This is a genomic window from Hwangdonia lutea, from assembly GCF_032814565.1.
GTDB classification, from domain to species: Bacteria; Bacteroidota; Bacteroidia; order Flavobacteriales; family Flavobacteriaceae; genus Hwangdonia; species Hwangdonia lutea.
Genome location: NZ_CP136521.1, coordinates 1320384 through 1345461 on the forward strand (window position 1 = coordinate 1320384; position 25078 = coordinate 1345461).

Here is a 25078-nt window from a genome sequence, read left to right on the forward strand (position 1 = left end):
CTAATTTAAAATTTTATCGGGATTAGGCTTTGTGCTTGATAAACCTTTCCGTGTCATTTTTCCCCATTTTTTGTTTTTGTTAAAATAGTAATCAATATTACCTCTAACAGCCGCATACAATACAAAAGGGTGTAAAATAAACGGTTCGATGGCACTTAATAATACCAGCTTTATGCCCATGCCTTTCTTCTTATATTGGTGAAATGATAATTCTTCGGAATACAAGGCAAGAATGGATAGCAATACCGAAAACAAATAGGCCAATAAAAAGAAGGATAGGGCAAATTCCCACCGTACCGCATTTAAAAACAGTAATACCGTAAAATAGATAAGTCCAACAACCTCGATTATTGGAGCTAATCGCTCAAATATCAACCAATACGGATAGCTAATCATCCCAAAAGACCCATATTTTGGGTTAAACGCTATTTTACGATGTTTTCTCATGGTTTCAATTGTACCTCGAGTCCATCTGTTTCTTTGCGATATAAAATCTTTGTAGTTATCGGGTGCTTCCGTCCAACATAAAGGATCGGGAATATAGGATACTTTGTACTTCTTGTTACTTTCTTCCATGTAACGGCGCATACGTACCACAATTTCCATATCTTCTCCTACGGTATTGGTATCGTAGCCGCCAACTTCAATAGCTATTTTTTTATCAAATATGCCAAAAGCTCCAGAAATTACCAATAATCCATTTAGTCTACTCCATGCCATTCTACCAAGCAGAAATGACCGAATGTATTCTAATATCTGCGACTGGACAAGCAAATTTTTAGGAAGGTTTACGTCTAATAGTTTACCGCCGCTTATGGTACAGGAGTTAGCAATGCGGATAACCCCTCCAGAAGCAATAACCGTAGTTTCGGTTTCTTCAAGAAATGGTTTTATCATTTTCTGTAGAGCATCTTCCAACAACAAACAGTCTACATCAATACATGCTACATATTTGCTATTGCTAATATTAAGCCCCATGTTTAAAGCATCGGCTTTACCACCGTTTTCTTTATCGACTACTATTAACTTCTCAAAAGCCGGGTTTTTAGATTTAAAAACACCCGCCCGAAGTGGTTTGGTTTGTAACCTTTCATTTATTAAAAACTCCACTTTTTCTAAATCGTAGGCGGCAATAAGTTTTTCTAAACTATCATCGGTACTGCCATCGTTTACGATAATAACATCATAATTTGCGTAATGGTTGGACAGTAATGACCGTACATTTTCAACCACATTAAGACTTTCGTTATAAGCTGGAGCAATAATACTTATTGATGGCGAAATGGAAGACGATAGAATATCCTTGTAATTTATAAAACTCTTTTTTTTAAGGTATTGTGTGGTTTCTATTGCAGAAATTATGGATAATATAATGTATGATACTATGGCTAAAAAAGCAAAAGCAAAAAACAAATAATGAAATATTTGAATAATGATTTGTGCCGTAGTACTATCCATTATTTACAAATTTATACATGTTAGACTTTTCTTTATTTGTAGCCAATTCTTTTAAGCCCAAAAATTTATCAAGGTTTATTGATTTTAATATTTTAAGGGCTAATAGTTGTATTTCAAAATCTTTGTGAAACAGGTGTTTCTCAATAAAAGGCTCATCCGTTGGGACTACTAATTTTTCTAACATCTCAAAAAAGCACAGCTGCTCTTCAATACTTAATTCGTTAAAGTTGGCTTTTAAAACCTCTTTAGCTTCGATACCGTATAAACTCGTTAAAACTTCTATGGTATAAATTCTTATGTCTTGGTTTTCGTGTGAAAGCAAATCGATTAGCACATCATTTACTTCAAATTGGTTATAAACCTTAGCGAGTTTTAAGGCAAATAAAACAACCGTGGGGTTTGACGATTTTAACCAAGGCTTAATGTCGCAGATGTCCTGTTTATCAAACCTTTGCAATATGCCAAGAATTTGCAATTGATCCCATTCTGTTAGTGGGGTTTTTATGTGGTTTAAAAACATGAGGCCGTCAAACTGAAATAAACTCACAAAGTACAAGTGTGCTTCTTTACGAACTTCGCGCACCGGGTGAGTTATTAATGGCTTTATTTGATTTTGAACCTCAACAACCTGAAACCTTCTAAGTTCTCCAATGGCTTTCGAAATAATATGCCATTTTTTAGATTTTAAACCGTTTAAGGCAAATTCAAATAATCCGGTTTTAAAATAAAAGGTTTTTGCAGCTTCAGACATTTCACCAGAAACCTCACTCATTAATTTATAAAGAATTAAAACTATAATTTTTCTTCTCGATTTAATGGTTACTTCCGTTTTTAATCTTGAAATTATAGATAATTGATTCTCGGTTAAATCTTCTGTACTGTTTCCGGAGTATAAGTATTCTACCAGTAAAGTTTCGTATTCACTTTTAAGGGTTTTAATTTCGTTATCCTTTATTCTTAAATGTAACCGGATTAACCGTAGATAAAGGATTAGTATGAGTATGACCAAAGCTAAGATACCGCTAAACCACAAGGTAGATTTAACCAAAAGCGGAAAATCATCAATATAATTGAAAATGTAATTTATGCTATCCATTTTCTAGTTAATTAGTCTATTGACTCTAATCATTAATTCGTTTGGACTAAAAGGTTTTCCCATAAAATCGTTGGCTCCTAAACTGAAAGCCTTTAAAACCATTTCTTCTTGACCTGCGGACGAGAATACTATTATTGGCGTATCAGAATCTAACTTTAGGCGCACATGACTAATAACCTCCAAACCGCTAACAAACGGCATCATAATATCGGTTATAATTAAATCTGGCTTCTCGGTTTCAATAAGTTCCAAAGCTTGCTGCCCGTTTACTGCAGATAGTAAATGGTATCCCTCTTTTTCTAGACGGAATTTTAATAGCATTGATAGTGTAGAGTTATCCTCAGCTAGTATTATTTTCTTGGTGGCCATAAGTAGTTAATAAAGTTGGGAGCTTAATCGGGGGCAATATATATAAAAATATCGATAAAATACAAATAAAACAGATAAAATGCATTAATATTAATTTTTGAAAGAAATTTAATTAAGTTAAAATTGCTCTATATATGCTTAAAAATAAAGTTGGTAAATAAAAAAAGGCTATCCAATGGATAGCCTTTTTGCGTGATATATCTTTTATTTGATTTAAAACTTATAATTAAGTCCAAACATCCAATACGATTGTAGTTTATTATCGGCATCTTCGAGTTTTGCAGCTGAAATGCTTCCGGGTTGACTTTGCTGGTAGTTAAAGGCTTCTTGTTTATTTTGTCTTAAGCCAAAATCAAAACCAATACCAATCATTTTCCATAAGGTATATCCAAACGAGTTGGTCCAGGTCCAGTTTGATAAATCTGAAGATTTATAACTTTGAAACATCGATAAGTTGGATTTAAAACTAACCGCATTGATTTGTCGTGTATAATCCACAAGAATTTTAGCACCCATTGACGACTCGAAATCTATAACCGCATTGCTGCTAAACACGAAGTTGTAGTTTAGCGGATGGATTACAACCACTAAATCTTTAGCGGGCGTCCAAGTGGCACCGACACCTAAATCTAAAAACCCGGGATCGTTAAAATTGCTTAAAATGGTGGTTCGGTATTCGGCCAAACCAGAAATCGCGAATGTTTCACTTAGTTTGTGCCCGTATAAAGAGGTGATATTAAAAACATCGGTAGCTTCTCTAAATTTATCGCTGTCTGTTGGGTCGTCTTTGTCATCCAATTTCACCCAAGATAGGTTTATGTTTCCTGCATTTCTCCAAAAGAATTTATCTTGAGTTAAGTTTGCAAAAGCATTAACGGTAAAACCAATATTTCCAGAATTATTATTGGGCGTGCCTTGAGCGTACCAGTTTTTAAAACTGGAAATGCTTCCGCCAATGGTACCAAAGGCACCTTTTTTCCAACCGGGTAGAGCATCTATTTGCCCCTGAATGGCATTAACGCGCCCTTGAATGGCCGCAATGGAATCTTTTTTTACTTTTTGGGTGGCTTTTAATTCCTCTAAAGTTTGAGCGTTTATCGATATTATTCCGATAAGAAATGTGAAAAATAATAGCGTTTTTTTCATTTTAATTGTGGTTAAATTATTTGTTGTTTACTGGTTTAGACACCAACTTATTGGTTTAAGTCACAACAAAAGTAGCTATTATTTTCTTTTGAACAACGGTACCGAAGAGCAGGCCTCACCATACATTATGGATTTAGCCACGGGTATTAATTTAGTCGCCAACATAATATAAGCGTTTTGTGGCACTGGTTTTTTTGAGCAACCTTTAATAATAATAGGCTTATCTGTATATTCTGAAACATCGAGAGTTTCAATTACATCTTGATAAATGGACGATTCTAATTGCTCCAGATTACCGATTATTGTTTTTTTAGTGAAAGGCTCTAAATAAACGCTTAACAACATGAATGCCCAAGCCGGAATAATGGCATCGGTACTGCAGGTTAGCGCCACATAGCCGTCTTGATATTGCGACCAATCGTGTTCTGAGGCTTTTTGCCTAAACTCTTTTTCGCGCAACACGAAACCTTCAAACAGCCAATTTTTGATATCAAAAAGCACACGTTTTCCATCAGGATAATAATCCTCGAGGTTAACGGTAATTAACTTGCTATTCGCTACGCGATTTATGATTTCTTCTTTCAAAAAAGTAGGTTGTTAAGTGGTTTGTTGTTAAACTGAAAACTGCAACTGCAAACTGTGGACTGAATACTGCTAACTTATTTTAAAGCATTCCCAATTCCAACTTCGCTTCCTCGCTCATTAAATCTTGGGTCCACGGCGGATCGAAAGTAATTTCAACCTCGGCAGATTTAACCTCATCCAACGATTTTACTTTTTCCTCAACCTCCAAAGGCAAGGTTTCTGCAACGGGACAGTTGGGTGTGGTTAAGGTCATTAAAATTTTAACATCGTAATCTTCGTTTACAAATACATCGTAAATTAATCCGAGTTCGTAAATATCAACTGGAATTTCCGGGTCGTAAATTGTTTTTATAACGTTTACTATTTTCTCGCCTAAAGCGTTTGTGTCTATTGTTGTATCGCTCATAATTTAAATTTTTTTTCATTTCCGCCTTCGCGAAAATCTTATTAATGGATTCCTGCCTTCGCAGGAATGACAAATACTAACTAAGTTGTGTTTGGTATGCAATGGCATACATTTTAAGTTGTTTTACCATACTCACCAAGCCATTGGCTCGTGTTGGCGACAAATGTTCTTTTAATCCAATTTTATCAATAAAATCGGTGTTGGCATCAATAATATCTTTGGGGTGCTGATTTGAAAATGCACGGATTAAAATTGCAATAATACCTTTGGTGATAATGGCATCGCTATCGGCGGTAAATTCAATTTTATCGTTGTTCATTTCGGCATGTACCCAAACTTTACTTTGGCATCCTTTAATGATGTTGCTTTCGGTTTTATACTGCTCGTCAATTAAAGGTAAATCTTTACCCAAATCAATCATATATTGATAACGTTCTTCCCAATCTTCAAACATTGAGAATTCGTCTATTATTTCATTTTGAATTTCTTCAATACTCATATATTCAATTTTATACAAAAATACAATAAGAAAAGTTGCTATTCAATATTTTTAGAAATAGATAGCATTTCTTTAACAAGTGCAGCGATTTGTTTTGGTGGATTGCCGTGATCGAAAGGCTGCGACTTATAAATTTTGCCATTATACGTGATTTTTAAATGCGCTATGGCCGCTCCATCAAAAAAGCGATCTTCGGAAGGTGCTTTTAAGTTCGGGACATTTTCAACATTTACAGTTTTAAGGATTTTTATTAATTGATTCCACGCTGTTTCACTGCAAATTTTAATATTGGGTTTCGCCCCATGCTTATTTACTGTTGCTACTTGCTTTTTATTAATTGCAATCGCATTGTAAGCACCTCTGGTTTGTGTGGTATATTCCAAAGCTATGGCGTCTTGATTTATTTTAGAATTTGTACAACCGCTATCGACAAGTAGTAGCAATAAAAAAAGATACTTCATAGAATTTAATTTAGATATAAAGCATACAAAAAAGACACCAAAGTTGTTAGGCTAGCATCATTTTAGCCTTTTTTACACCTTCAACCAAAGCATCGATTTCTGCTTTTGCGTTGTAAAACGCAAAGGAAGCGCGAACGGTTCCCGGGATTTTATAAAAATCCATAATGGGTTGCGCACAATGGTGGCCCGTACGAACGGCAATACCTAGTTTATCTAAAATAGTGCCCACATCGTAGGGATGAATACCCTCTAAATTAAATGATACGACCGATGTTTTGTTTTTTGCGGTGCCGTAGATTTTTAATCCTTCTATTTCCAGAAGTTTTTCGGTGGCATATTCCAACAGTTCGTGCTCGTAGTTTTCAATGGCATCGAACCCAATTTGGTTCATATAATCGATGGCTGCCCCAAAGGCTATGCCACCACAAATATTGGGTGTACCGGCCTCAAATTTGTGCGGTAAATCGGCATAAGTGGTTTTTTCAAACGTAACTTCGGCAATCATTTCGCCACCACCTTGATAAGGCGGTAATTTGTTTAACCACGCTTCTTTTCCGTAAAGCATGCCCACTCCCGTTGGCCCACACATTTTGTGGGCTGAAGCGACATAAAAATCGACGTCCAATTTTTGAACATCTGGTTTTACGTGCGGACAAGCCTGTGCGCCATCAATTAAAACGGCTGCACCAACGCTGTGTGCTTTTTCAATGATATATTCGATGGGATTAATAGTCCCCAAAGCATTTGAAATATGATTTACAAAAACAAGCTTTGTGTTTTTTGATAGCAGTTTATCGTATTGGTTCATTTCCAATTCGCCCGCCTCATTCATGGGAATGACCTTTAAAACCGCACCCGTGCGCTCGCAAAGCATTTGCCATGGCACAATATTACTGTGATGCTCTAAAGCTGAAACAATAACCTCATCGCCCTTTTTTAATAATGACGAAAAGCCATTTGCGACTAGATTTATACCATCGGTGGTGCCCGAGGTTAGAATAATTTCGTGCGGGTGTTTAGCGTTGAAATGCTTCTGTATTTTTAAACGCGCTTGCTCGTATAAATCGGTGGCTTCTTGACTTAAGGTGTGCACGCCACGATGAATATTGGCGTTGTATTTTGAATAATAGTCCACAATAACATCGATAACCTGTTGCGGGGTTTGTGATGTGGCTGCATTATCGAAATACACTAAGGGTTTTCCGTTTACTTGTCGGTTAAGTATCGGGAAATCTTGTCTTATGTCGTTTACCTTGAACATGGCTGATGGTTTAGCCCCGATAGAAACGGCATCCTTTTTTGAGGCACGAAAAAAAGATACAGTGGATAGCGGGAAATAGCTTCAAAATATGTTATAAATCGAACCCAATATTTACACCTAATTTATTGGCGATTATTTTGGTGATGCGCTGTTTTATTTCTGGAATTTTAACCGAGCTTAGCACGTTATTACTAAAGGCATACATTAAAAGGGCTTTGGCTTCTTTTTCCGGAATACCGCGCGAACGCATGTAAAACATGGCGCTTTCGTCGAGTTGCCCAATGGTACAACCGTGTGAGCATTTTACATCGTCGGCAAAAATTTCGAGTTGCGGTTTGGTGTTTATGCTGGCTTTATCGCTTACCAAAATGTTGTTATTGGCTTGAAAGGCATTGGTTTTTTGGGCTTCTTTTTCTACAATAATCTTCCCGTTAAATACACCGGTTGCGTTATCGGCAAAAATACCTTTGTAATCTTGATGGCTTTCGCAATTTGGTTCGATGTGGTGCACCAAAGTGTTATGATCGACATGCTGTTTGTTGCCAATAATGGTTACGCCTTTTAAGATGGAATTGATGCGCTCGCCTTCTTGATAGTAATTAAGATTATTGCGTATTAATTTACCACCAAATGCAAAGGTGTGTACCGATGCGACACTTTCGCGCTTTTGCTTAATAAAAGTGTTGTCTATTAAGGATGCGTTGGCATTGTCGTTTTGTATTTTGTAATAGTCTACAATAGCCCGTTTGTTGGCAAAAATTTCGGTAACGCTATTGGTGAGTACCGCATTATCGGTTAAACTTTGATGGCGTTCGATAATTTGCACATGCGAATTCTCGTCGACCACGATTAAGTTACGTGGTTGCAACATGGTTGCCGATTCGTTTCCGGTTGACAAATGGATGATTTGAATAGGTTTTTCAACCAGTTTGTTTTTTGGAATATGAATGTAGGCTCCTTCTTGTGAAAACGCCGTGTTGAGTGATGTTAAGCTGTCTTTTTCGGCAGCTTTGTTGAAATAATTTTCAATCACCAAACGGTATTTTGGTTTTGAAAGTGCTGATGACATTAAGCACACATCGATACCATCGTGCGTGGTTTGCGATAGATGCGACGAATATTTACCATCAATAAACACTATTTTATAGCTGTCTATATTATGGATGAAATATTTTTTAATATCGTTATAATCTATATCGCTTTCCTGTTTAGGAAATATGCTGTAATCTTCTTTTAACAGTTTGTTTAACGAGGTATATTTCCAAGCTTCTTCCTTTTTGGTAGGAAATCCTTTTTCTTCAAATATTTTTATAGCATCGTTTCTAACATTGTGTACATAGGTGTCCACATCAGCTTGGTCTTCAAATACGATGAAGGATGATACTAATTTTTCTTTTAAATCCATTTTATCAGTTGTTAGTCGTTGGTTGTTAGTCGTTAGTTGCTTACTGCAAACTGAGGACTGTCAACTGCCAACTTTTAAGCGTTCACTTCTTCTTTAATCCAATCGTAACCTTTTTCTTCAAGTTCGAGTGCCAATTCTTTGGTTCCGGATTTTACAATACGACCTTCGTGTATAACGTGCACAAAATCGGGTACGATATAATCCAATAAACGTTGGTAATGTGTAATAACAATTACTGCGTTGTCTTTACTTTTAAACTTATTTACACCATTGGCAACAATACGCAAGGCGTCAATATCCAATCCGGAATCAGTTTCGTCAAGAATGGCTAGTTTTGGCTCGAGCATGGCCATTTGAAAAATTTCATTTCGTTTTTTTTCACCTCCGGAAAAACCTTCGTTTAACGAACGTGATAAAAACTTTCGGTCTATTTCCAACAAGTCGGCTTTATCACGAATTAACTTTAGCATGTCTTTTGCCGGCATGTCTTCCAAACCTTTTGCTTTTCGGGTTTCGTTAATAGCGGTTTTAATAAAGTTTGTTACAGAAACTCCAGGGATTTCCACCGGGTATTGAAACGAAAGAAAAATGCCTTTGTGTGCGCGTTCCTCAGCTGCAAGCTCATTGATGTTTTCATTTTGTAAAATGATGTCACCTTGCTCCATTTCGTACTCTTCCTTTCCAGCAATAACTGATGCCAATGTACTTTTTCCAGAACCGTTTGGCCCCATTATAGCGTGTACTTCTCCTGGTTTTACCTCTAGGTTTACACCTCTTAAAATGGCTTTGTCTTCAACACTTGCGTGTAAATTCTTTATCTTTAACATAATTACTCTTTTCCTAGTTTTACTAAATTATCGTTATCGTTTATTGAAGCTTTAATGCTTAATATTTCTTTTATTTCTACCCGGTTTTCCCAACCTTCTTCACCTTCTGGTTTTTGGGTTATTTTTCCGCGAATCTCAACTTGTACAAAATCGGTTGGTTCTTTTTTAAAGGCTTTTGCTTTGCTGTTTAATTCATCAACTTTATTGTTAAGAATAACACCGTAAATTTCGGCATGTGTTTGTAAAACAGCTGCATCGGCATAATACACAAACTCTCCTTTTAAAAGGGTTAATCCGTCGCTTTGTTTGGCTGTGCGTTCTGAATTTTCAGTTGAAATGGTTTCGTTTGTTTTTTCAGAATTTTTGTCGCTTTTACAGCTTACAAATACTGTTAGAATTAATGCGATAAAAAATATTTTTTTCATTTTAGTTTTAATTGATGCGATACTTTGACTGCGCTCAGTATAACATGGCTTTAAAATTTATCTATCCCACTGAACCCTCTAAACTTATTTCCAATAGTTTTTGAGCCTCAACGGCAAACTCCATAGGGAGTTTATTCAACACCTCTTTACTAAACCCGTTTACAATTAAAGCAATCGCTTTTTCGGTATCGATACCACGTTGATTACAGTAAAAAATCTGGTCTTCACCAATCTTACTGGTCGTTGCTTCGTGCTCAATTATTGCGGTTTTATTTTTTGCTTCAATGTATGGGAAGGTATGTGCGCCACATGCGTTGCCCATGAGCAAACTATCGCATTGCGAAAAATTACGTGCATTTTCGGCTCTTGAATTTATTTGAACCAAACCACGATAACTGTTTTGGGATTTTCCGGCTGAAATACCTTTTGAAATGATGGTGGATTTTGTGTTTTTCCCTAAGTGAATCATTTTCGTTCCCGTATCGGCTTGCTGATAATTGTTTGTTACTGCGATGGAGTAAAACTCACCAACAGAATTATCGCCTTTTAAAATACAGCTTGGATATTTCCAAGTTACGGCAGAACCTGTTTCTACTTGTGTCCACGAGATTTTTGCGTTTTTCTCACATAAACCACGTTTGGTTACAAAGTTGAAAACCCCACCTTTTCCTTGGTCATTCCCAGGATACCAGTTTTGCACGGTCGAGTATTTTATTTCGGCATCATCCAAGGCAATAAGCTCCACTACGGCGGCGTGCAATTGGTTTTCGTCACGACTTGGAGCCGTACAGCCTTCTAAATAACTTACGTAGCTACCCTCGTCTGCAATAACGAGAGTGCGTTCAAACTGACCGGTTCCCGCTTGATTAATTCTAAAATAAGTTGACAATTCCATAGGACATTTAACGCCTTTTGGAATGTAACAGAAAGAGCCATCGCTAAATACCGCAGAATTTAAAGCGGCATAAAAATTGTCTTTTTGTGGCACAACGGTTCCTAAATATTTTTTTACAAGTTCCGGGTGCTCTTTAATCGCCTCAGAAATACTCATAAAAATAATACCTTGTTTTGCTAGGGTTTCCTTGAATGTGGTTGCTACCGAAACCGAATCTACCACGACATCCATGGCAACTCCAGCCAATTTTTTTTGCTCGTCTAAAGAGATGCCTAGTTTCTCGAAAGTAGCCAACAATTCGGGATCAACCTCATCAATACTATCGTATTTGGGTTTACTATTTGGCGCCGAATAGTACGAAATAGCTTGAAAATCTGGCTTTTCGTAATTTACATTGGCCCAATCTGGCTCTACCATTTCTTTCCATACCCTATAAGACTCCAATCTCCAATCGGTCATCCATTGTGGTTCTTCTTTCTTTTTAGAAATGGCACGCACCACATCTTCATTCAATCCATTAGGGAATGTATCGGATTCTATATCGGTATAAAACCCGTATTCGTATTCTTTGGTTTTTAGCTCTTCGCGTAAATCGTCTTCAGTATATTTCGACATAATTCTTTTCTTAATTTTTAAAGTGAAAATGATTCCCCACAACCGCAGGTTCGGTTTGCGTTAGGGTTATTGAAAACGAAACCCGTTCCGTTTAATCCGCCTGAGTATTCCAGTGTAGTTCCTATAAGGTATAAAAAGCTTTTTTTGTCAATGATGATTTTAACGCCATTGTCCTCAAAAACCTTATCGTCTTCATGTTGTTCTTTGTCAAATTTTAAATCGTAAGACAATCCAGAACAACCCCCGCTTTTTACGCCCACACGAACATAGTCGGTAGCAGCATTATAGCCATCATCTGCCATAAGTTCCACCACTTTTTTCTTAGCTGTTTCAGATACTTTTATCATATTCTTATTTATTAAATTTAGTGTTGCCTTAACCGTATTTTATTAAGACAGTTTCTAAATAGAGTGCAAATATACAATATAAGTCATGGATAACCATACAACCTAACATTATATTAGCATATAGTTTTATAGGAATATTTTATTGATTTAAGAAGTTTGGATTACTTATAAATTCGTCATCTGAAAGCGCTAGCAAAAAGGCTTTTAAATCGGCTTTATCTTGGGCAGATAATTGTACGCCGCCTTGGGCAACCTTCTTCATTAAGGGGTCAATGGTTGGTGAGTTTTGCAGGCCTTCACTATAATGGTTTATGACGTCGTCGAGCGTGGCAAAACGGCCATCGTGCATGTACGGTGCGGTAAAGGCAAGGTTACGTAATGAGGGTGTTTTGAATTTACCGTTATCAGCAGGATCGCCGGTTACCGCGCCCAAACCCAAATCGGTAAACGTGGCGTCCAAACCGTTGTTATGAAATATATTATCGGTCCATAGCGGATTTTTATCGCTGCCGTGGCAATGAAAGCAGTCGCCTTTGGTTTCGTCCATAAACACGTTAAATCCGTTTAATTCTTCGGACGTCAAAGTAGCTTCACCCAAAAGGTATTTATCGAATTTTGAATTTGCTGAAATTAAAGTACGCTCAAATTGCGCAATGGCTTTTGTAACTAAAATTGAATCGATTTTTGATGTGCCGAAAGCCTGTTGAAATAAGTTTGGATATTCCGGATGTTGCTGAAGCTCGGTTTCCAATTGTGTCCACGAACTTTTCATTTCTATCGGGTCTGAAACAGGCACAAAAGCTTGATGCTCCAAACTGAATGCGCTACCGTCCCAAAAGAATTTATCATCGTAATTCCACGCCAAATTGAATAGCGGCATCGAGTTTCTGCTACCTCGAATACCATCAACACCAGCACTAAATCTATCGGCATCAGAAAAAGCGTTTTCCGGTGCATGGCAATCGGCGCAAGCCTGGGTATTATCGGCCGATAAAATGGGGTCGAAAAACAGCTTTTTACCTAAAGCTATGCCTTCCACAGTTTGCGGATTATCTATTGGAAGTACGGGATTTAAAATGTTGTCTTCAAATAATTGGGGGATTTGCAACGGACTTGGCGTTGCCACATAGGTTTCCACACTTTCATTTGAACAGGATGAACAGATGAAAACAACAATAAAGCCAATATGTGCTATCCCTTTTTTCAATTAATTATGGTGTAACAGTTTTTAAACTAAATACATTTTGGCCGTTTTCAAACATCATGATTTGGGCATTAAAATTTGGCATCAACATGTTGTTCAATACATTCAAATCCCAAGTATTTGGGTTTTTAAACCATTCGGCGATGTTCATTTCAATATTAAAAGTCGTGTTATTTGTAATGGTAACGGCGCCTAAGTCAACCTCGAAAAACGTATCTTGAAATTCTTGTGGTGTTTTAGAATTATCAACCGCCCTAATGGCATGATACGCGTAGCCCGTTTCAGTGGCTGTGTTATCGATAAATTTACCTTCCAATTGCATAAAGTGATAACCGCCACCAAGCATCGACGGAACACTCCACGAAGCCGAATTCAAGTCTGGATAATTTCCGTTATAATTGGCATCGTTATCAAATCCGAAGGTGAAATAGACATAATTGTAATTTCCCGTTGGAATACTTACAGTTGGTGTGAATGATAAATCTGTTCCGTTCGAAACATCCACTAAATTGTAGCCATCTAATATGATTTTTTCGCCGTTTGATTTTTGAAAAGTGAATTTTGAAATTAAGTACCTGAGCTTCGTAATGCTTAATTGCTCACCATTGGCGTTGGTGTATTGAATGCTATTAAAATTTGCATTTGAAACCGGCGTGCCATCCCAATTATGGGTGAAATTGAAGGTTATATTTGCTTGAGTTGTAGTGTCATCACTCTCTTCACTACACGATGTGATAAGTAAAAAAACAAATACTATTTGAACTATTTTTTTCATTTATTTTCTTCAGACCTGTCAGGTTTCTATAACCTGACAGGTCTTTTCCGATTATTTTATTTTGAAAATCAACACATCGGTAAACCCTTTGTTTTCTGGAATATCTATATCCAAACTGTTGGTGTCGCCAACCACTATTATGGATTTGTCGTTTAGCTCTACAGCATCGTAAGCAAAGTCTATAGCACTGCCGCCAATGGTTTTTTGCCATAGTAAATTCGCATTAGCATCTATTTTTAATAGCCACGCATCGTTTTGTCCGTTATTAGCGGAAACATCGCCATCGCTACTTCGCGAACTTCCAGAAATCAAATAGCCATTGTCTTGGGTTTTTGAGATGGATCGAGCCACATCAAAACTGGTACCTCCAAAAGTTTTTTCCCAAATTATATCGCCCGAAGGCGACATTTTAATTACCCATAAATCGGCTGCTCCGTTGTTTTGAGAAACGTCTAAATCGTTACTTCTAGTATCGCCAACAACAATAAAATTACCGTCGTTTGTGTTGGTAATGCCTCTGGCTTCATCAATTTCTGAGCCTCCAAAAGATTTTTCCCAAAGTAAAGTTCCTGTTTCGGAAATCTTAATTACCCAAAAATCATACGAACCTTTATTGTTTGAAATATCGACATCATCACTATCTGAAGAACCCACCAAAATATAACCGTTATCGTTGGTTTGAATCACACCGTAAGGCGTTTCGGTAAACGACCCGCCATAATATTTACTCCATTGTTTGTCACCCGTAGCATTAAGCTTTACAGCCCAATAATCGCCGCCAGCATGTTTGGTGGCAGCCGATTTACTGTTTCCTGCACCGCCAGAAGCCGAAACATCCAAAACACCTGTTATAAGGTAACCGTTGTCGTTGGTTTCTATTACTGAAATACCGTCATCCGCACCAGAAAACCCATACGATTTTTGCCAAGAAATAATTCCCGATGCATCCAATTTTACAATCCAAAAATCAGTGGCTCCTGCATTTTCGGTAACATCGCCATCGTTACTTTGGCTGAAACCAAAAATAGCATACCCGCCATCGGTTGTTTGTACCAAATCGGCACCTCTGTCGTCGTCACTTCCACCATAGGTTTTTTGCCATTGCAAGTTATTGGCAGCATCAAATTTTAATAGCCAATAATCGAATAAACCGTTCTGTTTATTAGCTATATCGCCATCATCACTTTGGGTGTAACCAAAAACAGCATAGCCATTATCCTGGGTTTTTACAACGGCTTTGGCACTTTCATTTTTAGAACCACCAAAGGATTTTACAAATTCTATTTCCGGTTGAAAAGGAGTAGCTTCTTTTGCATCATCTTCATTTTTAGAACAGTTTACAAGGAAGAAAACAAGCAGACAAAGCCATGATATTTCAAGGTGATTTTTCAGCATAAAACCAGATTATGTGCCGCTTTTTCTAACAATAAACAAGCCGCCTTCAATATCGCTAACCACAATATTGCCGCTTTCAAAATATGGATATACATTCCAAACGCCGTTAAAATTTGCGCTATCGCTTGACGGGTAAGTATCGAAAAAACCAACTTCGGTCATAGCGTTTGATGAAGCTGAAATATTGGAAATATCCAACACCCGCAATCCCGCTCTGTAATTGGCTAAATAATAGATGTCTCCTTTTACATAGCCGTTATGGTCAATGGCTAGCGTTGGACCAAAATAAGTAGATGATAATATAGGATTGTCTAAATCGCTAAAATCGAAAACCATGGTTTTTGTGTTGTTTCCAAAAAACTGTTCGTCGAGTTCATCGCCTAAAATAAAGTACTGTTGATTTTCGGTAAACCAACCTTGATGCGTATAACCCGCATTTGAATAGGTTATATTTGAAATAAATTGTGGGTTGGCCTTATCTGAAACATCAATAATAACCACCTTATTTGTACCCGAAGAACTGCCGTTGCTACCTATATAAATTTCTTTACCTGTATAATCGGTATCGGGACCATTATAGATTATTACTTGTGCGTCGTGCGAGTAACCGTCGGCAGCATAACCACCGGCACCTACAGGGTTTTTTGGATCCGTTATGTCAATAAAATTTGGGCCACCACTAAAGGTATCGCAGCCCACCAAATACGCAAAACCTTCTTCCTCATTAATTACAATATTATGGCAACTATTCACACCCGTATAAACGGCATCGGCAGTAAAGGTTTCAGGCGGATTGGTAACATTTCGCAAACGCGTTAAATCGAATACTTGCATACCATGGGCACCAACATTATCGGCAACTATAAAAGCGTGGTCTTTATAAACTTTTACATCGCGCCAAGAGCTATTTACAGTTTCAGTGGGTATATTCCCCAAATAAATGGGGTTAATAGGTTCGGTAATATCAATAAAAGCAACGTTTGTATTTGTTGCCAATAAAACATATTCGTTTCCCGTAGTTGGGTCTGTCCAACCCCAAGAATCATTTCCGGAAACAGCCCCAAAAGTAGCTATAGGCACATGCGCCATTAAATCGTAATCGTTACACGGGTAAATATCGGCAAAACCATTTTCGCAAATGGCCAAAGGCGCATTAGAAAAATCACTATCGCACAAATTCCCTATCCCGTCGCCGTCATCATCGGCTTGATTTGGGTTTGCAATAAAAGGGCAGTTATCTATGCTTTCTTCAATACCATCATTATCCGTGTCAATAAAAACCGATGTAAGCTCTACCGTTTCGTTTTCACAAGAATAAGCAAGGGATAACAAGACACACCCTAAAACTAGGGTTTTTAGGATATTTATACTTTTTAGAGGCATACTCATTAGGTGCAATTTTTTAATTATTCTTTTCTTTTTCAATCTTTTGATTCCGTTTTAATATCATAGCATTTTACTAAAACGAATGATCTGTACAATATATTTTAATCTTAAAAAACTAATAAATAATGATTTATAAATTTAAGATTACAAGCAAAATTAGTTTAATATTAATTAAAAAATTGGCAACTCAACGATTTTAATGTTAAAATTGAAGGCTTGTTTTCAGAAAAAACCAAAGCTTTTTTAATGTTATAATCCAAAAAGCATGTTGGTTAATAAGAATAGCTTCTTATTTTTGCAATATGATAGAAGATAAAAATCAACAGAGGACGCAATTAAGCGATTTAGGTGAATTTGGTCTTATTGACCATTTAACCAAGAATTTTAAAATTAAACACACATCGACCATTAAAGGAATTGGTGATGATGCTGCGGTTTTAGGATTTAAAAACAAGAACATCGTGGTTACTACCGATTTACTTGTTGAAGGCGTTCATTTCGATTTGAGCTATATGCCCCTAAAACATTTGGGTTACAAGGCTGTAATTGTTAATTTATCCGATGTCTATGCCATGAATGCCAGTGCTACGCAAATTACGGTTTCCATAGCGGTGTCCAACAGATTTCCGCTTGAAGCTCTCGAAGATTTATATGCCGGAATTGAAACTGCGGCCAGCATTTACAACATTGATGTTGTGGGCGGAGACACCACATCGTCTACTACAGGCTTACTAATTTCGGTGACTGCTATTGGCGCGGTTGAATCCGGTGCTGAAGTATACAGAAACGGAGCAAAACCCAATGATTTATTGGTGGTTTCGGGCGATTTGGGCGGCGCGTACATGGGTTTGCAAGTGCTTGAACGCGAAAAAGAAGTGTATAAAGTCAACCCTAATAGTCAACCAGATTTAGAACCTTATTCCTATATTATTGAGCGCCAATTAAAACCCGAGGCTCGAAAAGATATTGTTAAATTATTAAGCGATTTAAAACTGAAACCCACATCGATGATTGATATTAGCGATGGGTTATCTTCTGAAATCATTCATATTTGCAAACAAAGTAAAGTGGGTTGCGACTTGTATGAAGACAAAATCCCGTTAGATCCGCAGGTAATTTCTACTTGCGAAGAATTTAATATTGATAGCACAACCGTGGCTTTAAATGGCGGTGAGGATTACGAACTGTTGTTTACGATTTCTCAAGATGATTATCCAAAAATTAAAGCCAATCCAAATTTTTCAATAATTGGACATATCAAAGAAGAAAGCGCAGGCATGCATTTAGTAACCCGGGCAGAAACAAGAATTCCAATTAAGGCACAAGGCTGGAAAAACTTTAATGCTTAAATACCAATAAATTAGGATTGTGGTTTTTGCGATTGGTTTTCGAGATGCGTTTGTTATGAATATATTCTAAAACCCTATTTATCTCTTTATACTTTTTGGTTAGCTCTGTTAGATTACCCGAACTGCTGGTTGTAAATTCCTTTCTACAAAATTTACAGGTGTACTCTTTAACATGATTGGTTACATTTCGAGCTACTATTAACTCATGTCCAAACACCTTGCAATGAATGCTTTTCATTTAACTTTAACTATTAATTAATACTATTTTAGGGAGAGGTTTAAATATATTAAAAAGCCGTTAAAGTTACCTTTAAGTGATTAATAAATCGACGAAGTGAGCGATTTTTCCTTTAAGCGTTGTGTTCTTGAGGTATGAATGCGGCTAAGGATAGCATTTATCTCTCTAAATTTAGGAGTAAGCTCTATTAAATTGCCATTGCTGTTTGTGGTTAATTCCTTTTTACAGTGTCTGCACGTATATTCCTTTACGTGATAGGTTACTTTTTTACTCACTTGATAATCATGCCCAAAAAGATTGCAGTACATTTTTGGGATAAATGTAGGTTTGTTGGTAGTTTTTTCCATGGGTTAAAGATTTAGGGTCAATAAACATAGTAAAAAAAATCAATAAAACGATAAAGTGTTATTAATTTTCGATGAAATACACTATACTACGTAAGAAATCCTCTTTATTTTCTATATGAGACATGTGTCCGTCAGGAAATTCAACGGCTTTGATACGAGCTCTTTTTGCTTGTTTTACTAAGGCACTAAAATCCAAAACAGGATCTTTCTTGCTCATTATCATCATTACTATAAAGCTTTCGGAACTTAAAACAGCTTCCCTGTTTGGCCTAATTTTCATGCCTTCTAAAGCTGCAATAATACCCTGTAATGGCGTTTGTAAAGCTTCAGCAATTATTTGCTTAATATCGTCAGAAAAAATGGTTCTGTTTTTGGGTCTGAATAAATTATTAATCGAAATCCTAATAAAGATTTTGTGGTTTTGTTTAACAGCAGCTACGGCTCTATCCCTATTCTCTTTTTTTTCTGTTGAATCTGCTTCGGCCGTAGAATTCATTAAACATAACCGCGATACTGCATCTGGATTTCTTTCCGCGAAAGCGAGCGCCACATAGCCACCCATAGAATGCCCAATAAATGTAGAGTGCTTGATTTTTAAATGATTTAAAACCGCTTTAACAGCATCAGCCATAAGATCCATGGAATGAATGTATCCCATGCAACCTGTTTGCCCATGACCCAATAAATCTATACAAATAACTCTATTGTTTTTTGTTAATTCTGGCAGAAAAGCATTCCACATGTTCGAGTTTTCTAAAAACCCATGCAGCAACACTAAGGCTTGCCCTTTACCCTTATCGGTATAAAAAATTTGAGTCCCTTTGTATTCTAAAATCATTTTTGAACTATATTAGGCAAAGATAAACCAACCGATGTATAAAACGAAACAGACCTTTGTATTTGGCTTTGCCTTATTTGCTGGTTTTTTTGGCGCAGGCAATTTAATTTTACCGCCATTATTGGGGTACAAGGCTGGTACCGATTGGTGGTTGGTGACCTTGGGTTTTGTAACATCGGCAACCATAATTCCTTTGTTGGCCATTTTTGCACATGCCAGATTACAAGGCACCATGTTCGATTTTGGCAAAAAAGTCTCCCCGCTTTTTAGTCTTGTTTTTTGCTTTTGCATGTATGCCATTACCATTGCTTTACCCTGCCCCAGAACCGCGGCCGTAGCCCACGAAATGGCCATAGCTCCTTTTTTTGATACAAGCGCGTTACTTACTAGCATGGTTTATTTTATATTGGCATTTATTTTTGTGATGAATCGGAACAAAGCACTAAGCATACTTGGTAAATACTTAACGCCAATAATCGTTTTAATTGTATTAACCATTATTGTTATTGGCGTTTTTTCTGCTGAAACCGTAATGCATCCTTCAAGTTTTGAACTCCCAATAATAAGTGGCCTGTTAGAAGGTTACCAAACCTACGATGCGATGGCGGGTATGATTATGGGCGGCGTTGTATTGGTTTCAATAAACAGTTCTAAAAACAACTTAACTTTTATTGAAAAAAGAAAAATGGTTGCAAAATCCGGTTTAATAGCCATGACTGGGTTATTTATTATTTACGCAGGTTTAATTGCCATAGGAGCGTTTTATAACGGGCAGTTTGACGCCCAAATTTCTAGAACGGATTTACTTTTTGGTTTAGCCACAAAAACCTTAGGAAATATTGGTGCTACGTTTTTAAGTGTATTGGTAGCTTTGGCTTGTTTTACCACAGCTGTGGCCATAATTGTTAGTATTGCCGATTTTTTTAAAGCCTATTTTAAAGCCTCCAAAAACGCTTATTTAATTACAACTATTATATGTTGTTTGGTGGGCATTTTGGTTGGGCAAATGGAAGTTAAGTATATTATAGACGTGGCACTTCCTGCCTTGATGTTTATTTATCCGTTGTGTATTGTACTTATTTTGTTGAATGTAATTCCAGAAAAATTAGCGACAAAACGAGTTTTTAGAGCCGTTGTTTTAATCACTTTTATTTTTAGCATACCAGACTTTTTAGGATTTATTATCGACCCCATTTATCTTAAAGGTATTAAAAACACACTGCCGTTAGCAAACCAAAATTTGGGTTGGGCCTTACCGGCATTAATTACATTTTTAGTGTTAAATATTAAAACTTTTACGACTAAAGTCCCAACTAATTAATTTGATAAATGGCTGTTCAGGAAATTTCAACCTATTCGTATAAAGACATTTTTTCTTTAAGCATTATACAATTTGACGAGGCTTGTGTATTTAATAAACCCGAACAAATAAACGCTTACAATATCTATTGGATAAAAGAAGGCAAAGGTGTTTATAATATCGATTTTGAAAGCTATGCTTTTGACAATAATGTATTGTTCTTTTTATCGCCCGGGCAAGTGTTTTCAGTAGAATCGGAAGCAATAAAAGAAGCCTACAAACTCACTTTTGTTCGCGATTTTTATTGCATACAAACCCACGACAAAGAAGTGGCGTGCAACGGCATTCTCTTTAACAATGTATACGAAACCCCTTTTGTAAACCCTTGTGAAAGCGACACAAACAAGCTCAACTTTATTTTAGAAAGCTTGATTGATGAGTTTAAACGCGATGATGTTGCTGCGCAATACGATATGCTTCAGTCCTATTTAAAACAATTTATCATTCATTCCGTTCGGATAAAAAAAGAAAACCATATTATTAAAGATGATGCCGAAACAAAACTCTTTAAAGATTTTAGTGTTTTGGTTGAACAGAATTATAAAACCCTACACACGGTAACCGAATACGCCAATCGTTTAGGGCTTTCGCCTAAATCGTTAGCCAAACATTTTCAAATATCAGGAAATCAAACACCAAGCGATTTTATAAAACAACGAATTATTCTCGAAGCTAAGCGCCTGTTAATTTACAGCACCCTTCCTGTAAAACAAATCGCTTATCAATTGGGTTTTAACGACCCTGCTTATTTTACACGTTTCTTTAAAAAAGCGACTACAAAATCGCCGCTTCAATTTAAAAAAGACCATTAGTTTTATTTGGGCGCGCACTTTCAGGTCAGCTTTAAGTTTATCCAGAGCATAGTCTAAAGGCTATATCTATTTCTCTTTCGATAGCCATCGGCATTAATAAAAACGATGCCACTTTCTTCCTTCACGCAAAAAATCAGCATTAAAGAGCAACAGTACAAGCATTAGGAACCTTTGTCCATTTTTTAACCCTACTATGGGTTGCATATTTGCATTGTAATTAAAAAGGAAATTTCTTGAGAGCAACTCAAGATTTCAATAATCTGTCATTCCTGCGAAGGGAGGAATAAAAACAACGTATTATGAAAACCATACAAAACGAACAATGTCCAAATTGCTGGGGTTATCAAGAATATGATGAATACCACCCAGAACGCCAATTGTGCGAATGCAAAAACACGAATAAATAAATTAAATAATAATTAATACATAGAAATTATGAGTACAAGAATTGAAACATTAAACCCAGAAACCACAACAGGTAAATCGAAAGAATTGTTTAACGCTGTTCAAGACAAATTAGGCTTTATTCCAAATTTGGTTAAAGTATTTGGCAACTCACCGGCAACATTACAATCATATTTAAGCTTAGGCGAGTTAACCGCAAGCGGAAACTTTAGCAACAAATTCAGAGAGCAATTGGCATTGGCCATTGCCGAAGAAAATGCATGTAACTACTGTTTGTCTGCGCATACCGCTATTGGTAAAATGAATGGTTTAACCATTGAAGAAACCGAGCAAAACAGACAAGGTATAGCTGCCGACACCAAAACCCAAGCAGGTTTACAATTTGCACAAGCAGTTACAAAAAACAGAGGACAAGTCTCTACCGAAGCTATTCAAGCTGTAAAAGAAGCAGGTTACAACGATGGTGATATTTTAGAAATCATATTAAACGTGGTATCTAACACCCTAACAAATTATGTTAATCATATTGCCGATACCGAAGTAGATTTCCCTAGTGTTGAAGCTGGAAAATTTACAGTATCAACAAGCTAATATTTATTTAAAACAATAATCAAATTTGAAATAAAAATGAAGACCATAAAAAATTTAATAATAGGATTATTTTTAGTAGCCTTTACTTTAACTGCTACGGCACAAGACAAAATGGCGAAAGCTGATGCTGTAAAAACCATATCGTTAGAGCAAACAAAAGGTGAGTTTACCCAGAAAAAATTAACACTTTCGGAAGGCACTTATATTTTTAAAGTATCGAATAACAATGCCGCCCCTGAAGTAGGTTTGGTTTTAATTGAAGATGGAAAAGATGGCTCTAAACCAGAAAACCATATTAGCGAGGCTTACGTGTCGCAAATGGTGAAACATGGTAAAACAGAATCATCGAAAGAAGTCACTCTAAAAAAAGGAACGTATAAATATTTCTGTCCTTTTAACGAAACACCCGAATACACTTTAATAGTAAAATAAGTTATTGACTGTGACTAATTTACTACCCAAAAGGCGTGCTGATTATTTAGCACGCCTTTTCTAGTTTTTAACTCTTTTTATAGCTGTAAACGCTTTATCAACATACTCATCTTCAACCAAAATAGTAAACTCGTTTGTGGTAGAAATCACCTCGTAAAGCACCACACCTTCCCAAGCCAATCGCTTAAAAAAATGATAATACAACCCAGCAATTTTCGAATTATCCTGTGGTAAGTTTATGGTTATGGCCGATAAATTATCTTGTACCCCAAGAAAGGTTTCATGCTGCAATTGTGTGGTAATAAAATCTTTTAAACTGCTCGATATAATCATATTACTTTCATGTATACCTCTTGTAAAGGTGTAAAATAATTTAGACTCATCATCTATTTTTTCCAATACCTTAGCGTGATTGTGTATTAGCGTATTGGAATTTTTTACGGTAAAATCGGTTAAATTAGAGCGTACGGTAATATCGCCCAAATTCTGAAGCATCCGTTTCATTTTCACAGAATTCGATAAAGTTACCGGCGGATTGTAACGCCTTAGCGCCATCATAATCGCTCCTGGCTTCACCTCTTTTTTTAGCATTTCGCTAATGGGTTTGGTGAGCTCGATTGCCAAGGCACTAAAATTTATAATATTTCTGGATAATGCTTCCTCTAAATAAGGTTGCGAAATTAAAATGTCTTCTACACAGTTTGATACAGTCCTCATGTTAATTATATAACAATTTGTGCAAATGTAAACAATTTTTTCAAAAAATATCTTTATTCTCAGAATGAGTTATAATTTTACACTGTAAATAAAAGCACAATGAAAGTATTAAAGTTTGGTGGCACATCGGTGGGATCTATTGAAAACATGATTAATGTTAAGAACATAATTAACGATGGCCAAAAAAAAATAGTGGTTTTATCGGCCATGTCCGGCACCACGAACGAGTTGGTTGCCATCGCCAATCATATTAAAGAAAAAAACACGGACAAAGCGATTGATAGCATACACAAGCTTCAAGAAAAATATAGCCTCACTATTGATGAGCTTTTAACAAACAAATTGCTAAATAAAGAGGCCAAATTATATGCTTCAGATATTTTTAGTTTGTTAATTGACTCCACATACAAAGCGTTTGCAAACGTATTGGAAAACAAAATTTTAGCTCAAGGTGAATTGCTTTCAACCTTTATATTTAATAGCTATTTACAGCAAGAAGGCATTCGCTCTACACTATTACCAGCACTAGGCTTTATGCGTATTGATGCTTGTAACGAACCCGATTTACCTTATATCAAAACTCATTTTGAAACTGTTTTTAATTCCGCTGAAGCAGCCGATATTTATATCACCCAAGGCTTTATTTGTTTAAATGCCCAGGATGAAGTATCGAACTTACAGCGTGGTGGCAGCGATTACACGGCAACCATTATAGGCGCTACGATTAAAGCTGAAGAAGTACAAATTTGGACCGACATTGATGGCATGCACAACAACGACCCTAGGTATGTTGAAAACACCAAACCCATTTCGAATTTATCTTATGATGAAGCCGCGGAATTGGCCTATTTTGGCGCAAAAATATTGCATCCACAAACGGTAACGCCCGTAAGAGCCGACCATATTCCGGTAAGCCTAAAAAACACCATGAATCCGGAAGCCCACGGCACTTTAATTTCTAGCCTAACATCGGAAAATGGCATAAAAGCCATTGCGGCCAAAGACAATATTACCGCCATAAAAATTAAATCGGGGCGCATGCTACAAGCCCATGGCTTTTTAAAGAAAGTGTTTGAGGTTTTTGAGATTTACGAAACGTCTATCGATATGATTACAACCTCTGAAGTTGCGGTATCGCTTACCATTGACGATGATAGGAATTTGGACAAAATTGTTGCTGAACTCGAGAAATTCGCATCAATCGAGGTTGACAACAATCAAAGCATAGTTTGTTTAGTCGGCCATTCGGTAGTAAACCATGAATACACATATAAGCTATTCAAAATTCTAAAAGATGTAAAAATTAGAATGATTTCTTACGGTGGAAGCAACAACAACATCTCCCTTTTGATAAATTCCAATGATAAAATTGAAACGTTAAAACGCCTTAACAAATATTTATTTGAGTTGGTAACAGTATAAAAAGATGCTGTT

28 protein-coding genes are annotated in these 25078 nt (G+C 36.6%); 6 read left to right on the plus strand and 22 right to left on the minus strand.

What is annotated here, in order from left to right; all coding sequences use genetic code 11:
• The 18 genes from RNZ46_RS05660 to RNZ46_RS05745 all read right to left on the minus strand — a co-directional run bounded on the left by RNZ46_RS05660 (position 1) and on the right by RNZ46_RS05745 (position 16558).
• Positions 1 to 1458, minus strand: a complete 1458-nt coding sequence (locus RNZ46_RS05660) for a glycosyltransferase family 2 protein (protein ID WP_316984408.1) — start codon at positions 1456 to 1458, stop codon at positions 1 to 3.
• Positions 1451 to 2554, minus strand: a complete 1104-nt coding sequence (locus RNZ46_RS05665) for a HEAT repeat domain-containing protein (RefSeq protein ID WP_316984409.1) — start codon at positions 2552 to 2554, stop codon at positions 1451 to 1453. The genes RNZ46_RS05660 and RNZ46_RS05665 overlap by 8 nt, the downstream gene beginning before the upstream one ends.
• A 3-nt stretch (positions 2555 to 2557) precedes the next feature.
• Positions 2558 to 2923: a response regulator transcription factor gene (locus RNZ46_RS05670; protein WP_316984410.1), complete on the minus strand. Its 366-nt coding sequence runs from the start codon at positions 2921 to 2923 to the stop codon at positions 2558 to 2560.
• Between the two features lie 213 nt (positions 2924 to 3136).
• A complete protein-coding gene (locus RNZ46_RS05675) occupies positions 3137 to 4069 on the minus strand; it encodes a DUF3078 domain-containing protein (protein ID WP_316984411.1) in 933 nt (310 codons plus the stop codon).
• 78 nt (positions 4070 to 4147) lie between these two features.
• A complete protein-coding gene (locus RNZ46_RS05680; protein ID WP_316984412.1) occupies positions 4148 to 4654 on the minus strand; it encodes a DUF2480 family protein in 507 nt (168 codons plus the stop codon).
• Between the two features lie 79 nt (positions 4655 to 4733).
• Positions 4734 to 5060 (minus strand): DUF59 domain-containing protein, encoded by a 327-nt coding sequence (locus RNZ46_RS05685; RefSeq protein WP_311936788.1) that lies wholly within the window; start codon positions 5058 to 5060, stop codon positions 4734 to 4736.
• Between the two features lie 76 nt (positions 5061 to 5136).
• On the minus strand, positions 5137 to 5559 hold the full coding sequence (locus RNZ46_RS05690; protein WP_316984413.1) for a SufE family protein: 423 nt from the start codon (positions 5557 to 5559) through the stop codon (positions 5137 to 5139).
• A gap of 38 nt (positions 5560 to 5597) precedes the next feature.
• Complete coding sequence (locus tag RNZ46_RS05695) at positions 5598 to 6020, minus strand: hypothetical protein (protein WP_316984414.1); 423 nt, start codon at positions 6018 to 6020, stop codon at positions 5598 to 5600.
• Between the two features lie 46 nt (positions 6021 to 6066).
• Positions 6067 to 7281 (minus strand): aminotransferase class V-fold PLP-dependent enzyme, encoded by a 1215-nt coding sequence (locus RNZ46_RS05700; protein WP_316984415.1) that lies wholly within the window; start codon positions 7279 to 7281, stop codon positions 6067 to 6069.
• A gap of 91 nt (positions 7282 to 7372) precedes the next feature.
• Positions 7373 to 8686: a Fe-S cluster assembly protein SufD gene (gene sufD, locus RNZ46_RS05705; RefSeq protein ID WP_316984416.1), complete on the minus strand. Its 1314-nt coding sequence runs from the start codon at positions 8684 to 8686 to the stop codon at positions 7373 to 7375.
• A 74-nt stretch (positions 8687 to 8760) separates the two neighbouring features.
• Positions 8761 to 9513, minus strand: a complete 753-nt coding sequence (gene sufC / locus RNZ46_RS05710) for a Fe-S cluster assembly ATPase SufC (protein ID WP_316984417.1) — start codon at positions 9511 to 9513, stop codon at positions 8761 to 8763.
• A gap of 2 nt (positions 9514 to 9515) precedes the next feature.
• Positions 9516 to 9938 (minus strand): hypothetical protein, encoded by a 423-nt coding sequence (locus RNZ46_RS05715; RefSeq protein WP_316984418.1) that lies wholly within the window; start codon positions 9936 to 9938, stop codon positions 9516 to 9518.
• 61 nt (positions 9939 to 9999) lie between these two features.
• Positions 10000 to 11448 carry a Fe-S cluster assembly protein SufB gene (gene sufB, locus RNZ46_RS05720; RefSeq protein WP_316984419.1) on the minus strand — a complete coding sequence of 483 codons (1449 nt, stop codon included), beginning with the start codon at positions 11446 to 11448 and terminating at the stop codon, positions 10000 to 10002.
• Between the two features lie 17 nt (positions 11449 to 11465).
• Complete coding sequence (locus RNZ46_RS05725) at positions 11466 to 11795, minus strand: HesB/IscA family protein (RefSeq protein WP_316984420.1); 330 nt, start codon at positions 11793 to 11795, stop codon at positions 11466 to 11468.
• Positions 11796 to 11934: 139 nt separating this feature from the next.
• Positions 11935 to 13002: a cytochrome-c peroxidase gene (locus RNZ46_RS05730; protein WP_316984421.1), complete on the minus strand. Its 1068-nt coding sequence runs from the start codon at positions 13000 to 13002 to the stop codon at positions 11935 to 11937.
• 4 nt (positions 13003 to 13006) lie between these two features.
• The gene (locus RNZ46_RS05735) at positions 13007 to 13774 is read right to left on the minus strand and encodes an MbnP family protein (protein WP_316984422.1); all 768 of its coding nucleotides are present in this window, start codon (positions 13772 to 13774) and stop codon (positions 13007 to 13009) included.
• 51 nt (positions 13775 to 13825) lie between these two features.
• Positions 13826 to 15169, minus strand: a complete 1344-nt coding sequence (locus tag RNZ46_RS05740) for a hypothetical protein (RefSeq protein ID WP_316984423.1) — start codon at positions 15167 to 15169, stop codon at positions 13826 to 13828.
• 9 nt (positions 15170 to 15178) lie between these two features.
• Positions 15179 to 16558 (minus strand): choice-of-anchor B family protein, encoded by a 1380-nt coding sequence (locus tag RNZ46_RS05745; protein ID WP_316984424.1) that lies wholly within the window; start codon positions 16556 to 16558, stop codon positions 15179 to 15181.
• 299 nt (positions 16559 to 16857) lie between these two features.
• On the opposite strand from RNZ46_RS05745, the gene thiL reads away from it, so the two are divergent.
• Positions 16858 to 17904 (plus strand): thiamine-phosphate kinase, encoded by a 1047-nt coding sequence (gene thiL / locus RNZ46_RS05750; protein ID WP_316984425.1) that lies wholly within the window; start codon positions 16858 to 16860, stop codon positions 17902 to 17904.
• Here the strand turns inward: thiL and RNZ46_RS05755 are convergent.
• From RNZ46_RS05755 to RNZ46_RS05765, 3 genes are all read right to left on the minus strand, one after another.
• Positions 17894 to 18142 carry a DUF1660 family phage protein gene (locus RNZ46_RS05755; protein ID WP_316984426.1) on the minus strand — a complete coding sequence of 83 codons (249 nt, stop codon included), beginning with the start codon at positions 18140 to 18142 and terminating at the stop codon, positions 17894 to 17896. The genes thiL and RNZ46_RS05755 overlap by 11 nt on opposite strands.
• An 80-nt stretch (positions 18143 to 18222) precedes the next feature.
• Positions 18223 to 18489 carry a DUF1660 family phage protein gene (locus RNZ46_RS05760; RefSeq protein ID WP_316984427.1) on the minus strand — a complete coding sequence of 89 codons (267 nt, stop codon included), beginning with the start codon at positions 18487 to 18489 and terminating at the stop codon, positions 18223 to 18225.
• Positions 18490 to 18550: 61 nt separating this feature from the next.
• On the minus strand, positions 18551 to 19327 hold the full coding sequence (locus RNZ46_RS05765) for an alpha/beta fold hydrolase (RefSeq protein ID WP_316984428.1): 777 nt from the start codon (positions 19325 to 19327) through the stop codon (positions 18551 to 18553).
• Between the two features lie 34 nt (positions 19328 to 19361).
• Here RNZ46_RS05765 and brnQ point away from each other — a divergent pair, with 34 nt between their 5' ends.
• From brnQ to RNZ46_RS05785, 4 genes are all read left to right on the plus strand, one after another.
• Positions 19362 to 20648, plus strand: a complete 1287-nt coding sequence (gene brnQ / locus RNZ46_RS05770; protein ID WP_316984429.1) for a branched-chain amino acid transport system II carrier protein — start codon at positions 19362 to 19364, stop codon at positions 20646 to 20648.
• An 8-nt stretch (positions 20649 to 20656) separates the two neighbouring features.
• Complete coding sequence (locus RNZ46_RS05775; RefSeq protein WP_316984430.1) at positions 20657 to 21499, plus strand: AraC family transcriptional regulator; 843 nt, start codon at positions 20657 to 20659, stop codon at positions 21497 to 21499.
• 435 nt (positions 21500 to 21934) lie between these two features.
• Positions 21935 to 22495 carry a carboxymuconolactone decarboxylase family protein gene (locus RNZ46_RS05780; protein WP_316984431.1) on the plus strand — a complete coding sequence of 187 codons (561 nt, stop codon included), beginning with the start codon at positions 21935 to 21937 and terminating at the stop codon, positions 22493 to 22495.
• Positions 22496 to 22531: 36 nt separating this feature from the next.
• Positions 22532 to 22927: a cupredoxin domain-containing protein gene (locus tag RNZ46_RS05785; protein ID WP_316984432.1), complete on the plus strand. Its 396-nt coding sequence runs from the start codon at positions 22532 to 22534 to the stop codon at positions 22925 to 22927.
• 60 nt (positions 22928 to 22987) lie between these two features.
• On the opposite strand, the gene RNZ46_RS05790 is transcribed toward RNZ46_RS05785, so the two are convergent.
• Positions 22988 to 23644, minus strand: coding sequence for a hypothetical protein (locus RNZ46_RS05790; protein WP_316984433.1), 657 nt, complete (start codon positions 23642 to 23644; stop codon positions 22988 to 22990).
• A 99-nt stretch (positions 23645 to 23743) separates the two neighbouring features.
• Here RNZ46_RS05790 and RNZ46_RS05795 point away from each other — a divergent pair, with 99 nt between their 5' ends.
• Positions 23744 to 25066 (plus strand): aspartate kinase, encoded by a 1323-nt coding sequence (locus RNZ46_RS05795; RefSeq protein ID WP_316984434.1) that lies wholly within the window; start codon positions 23744 to 23746, stop codon positions 25064 to 25066.
• Positions 25067 to 25078 lie beyond the last annotated feature (12 nt).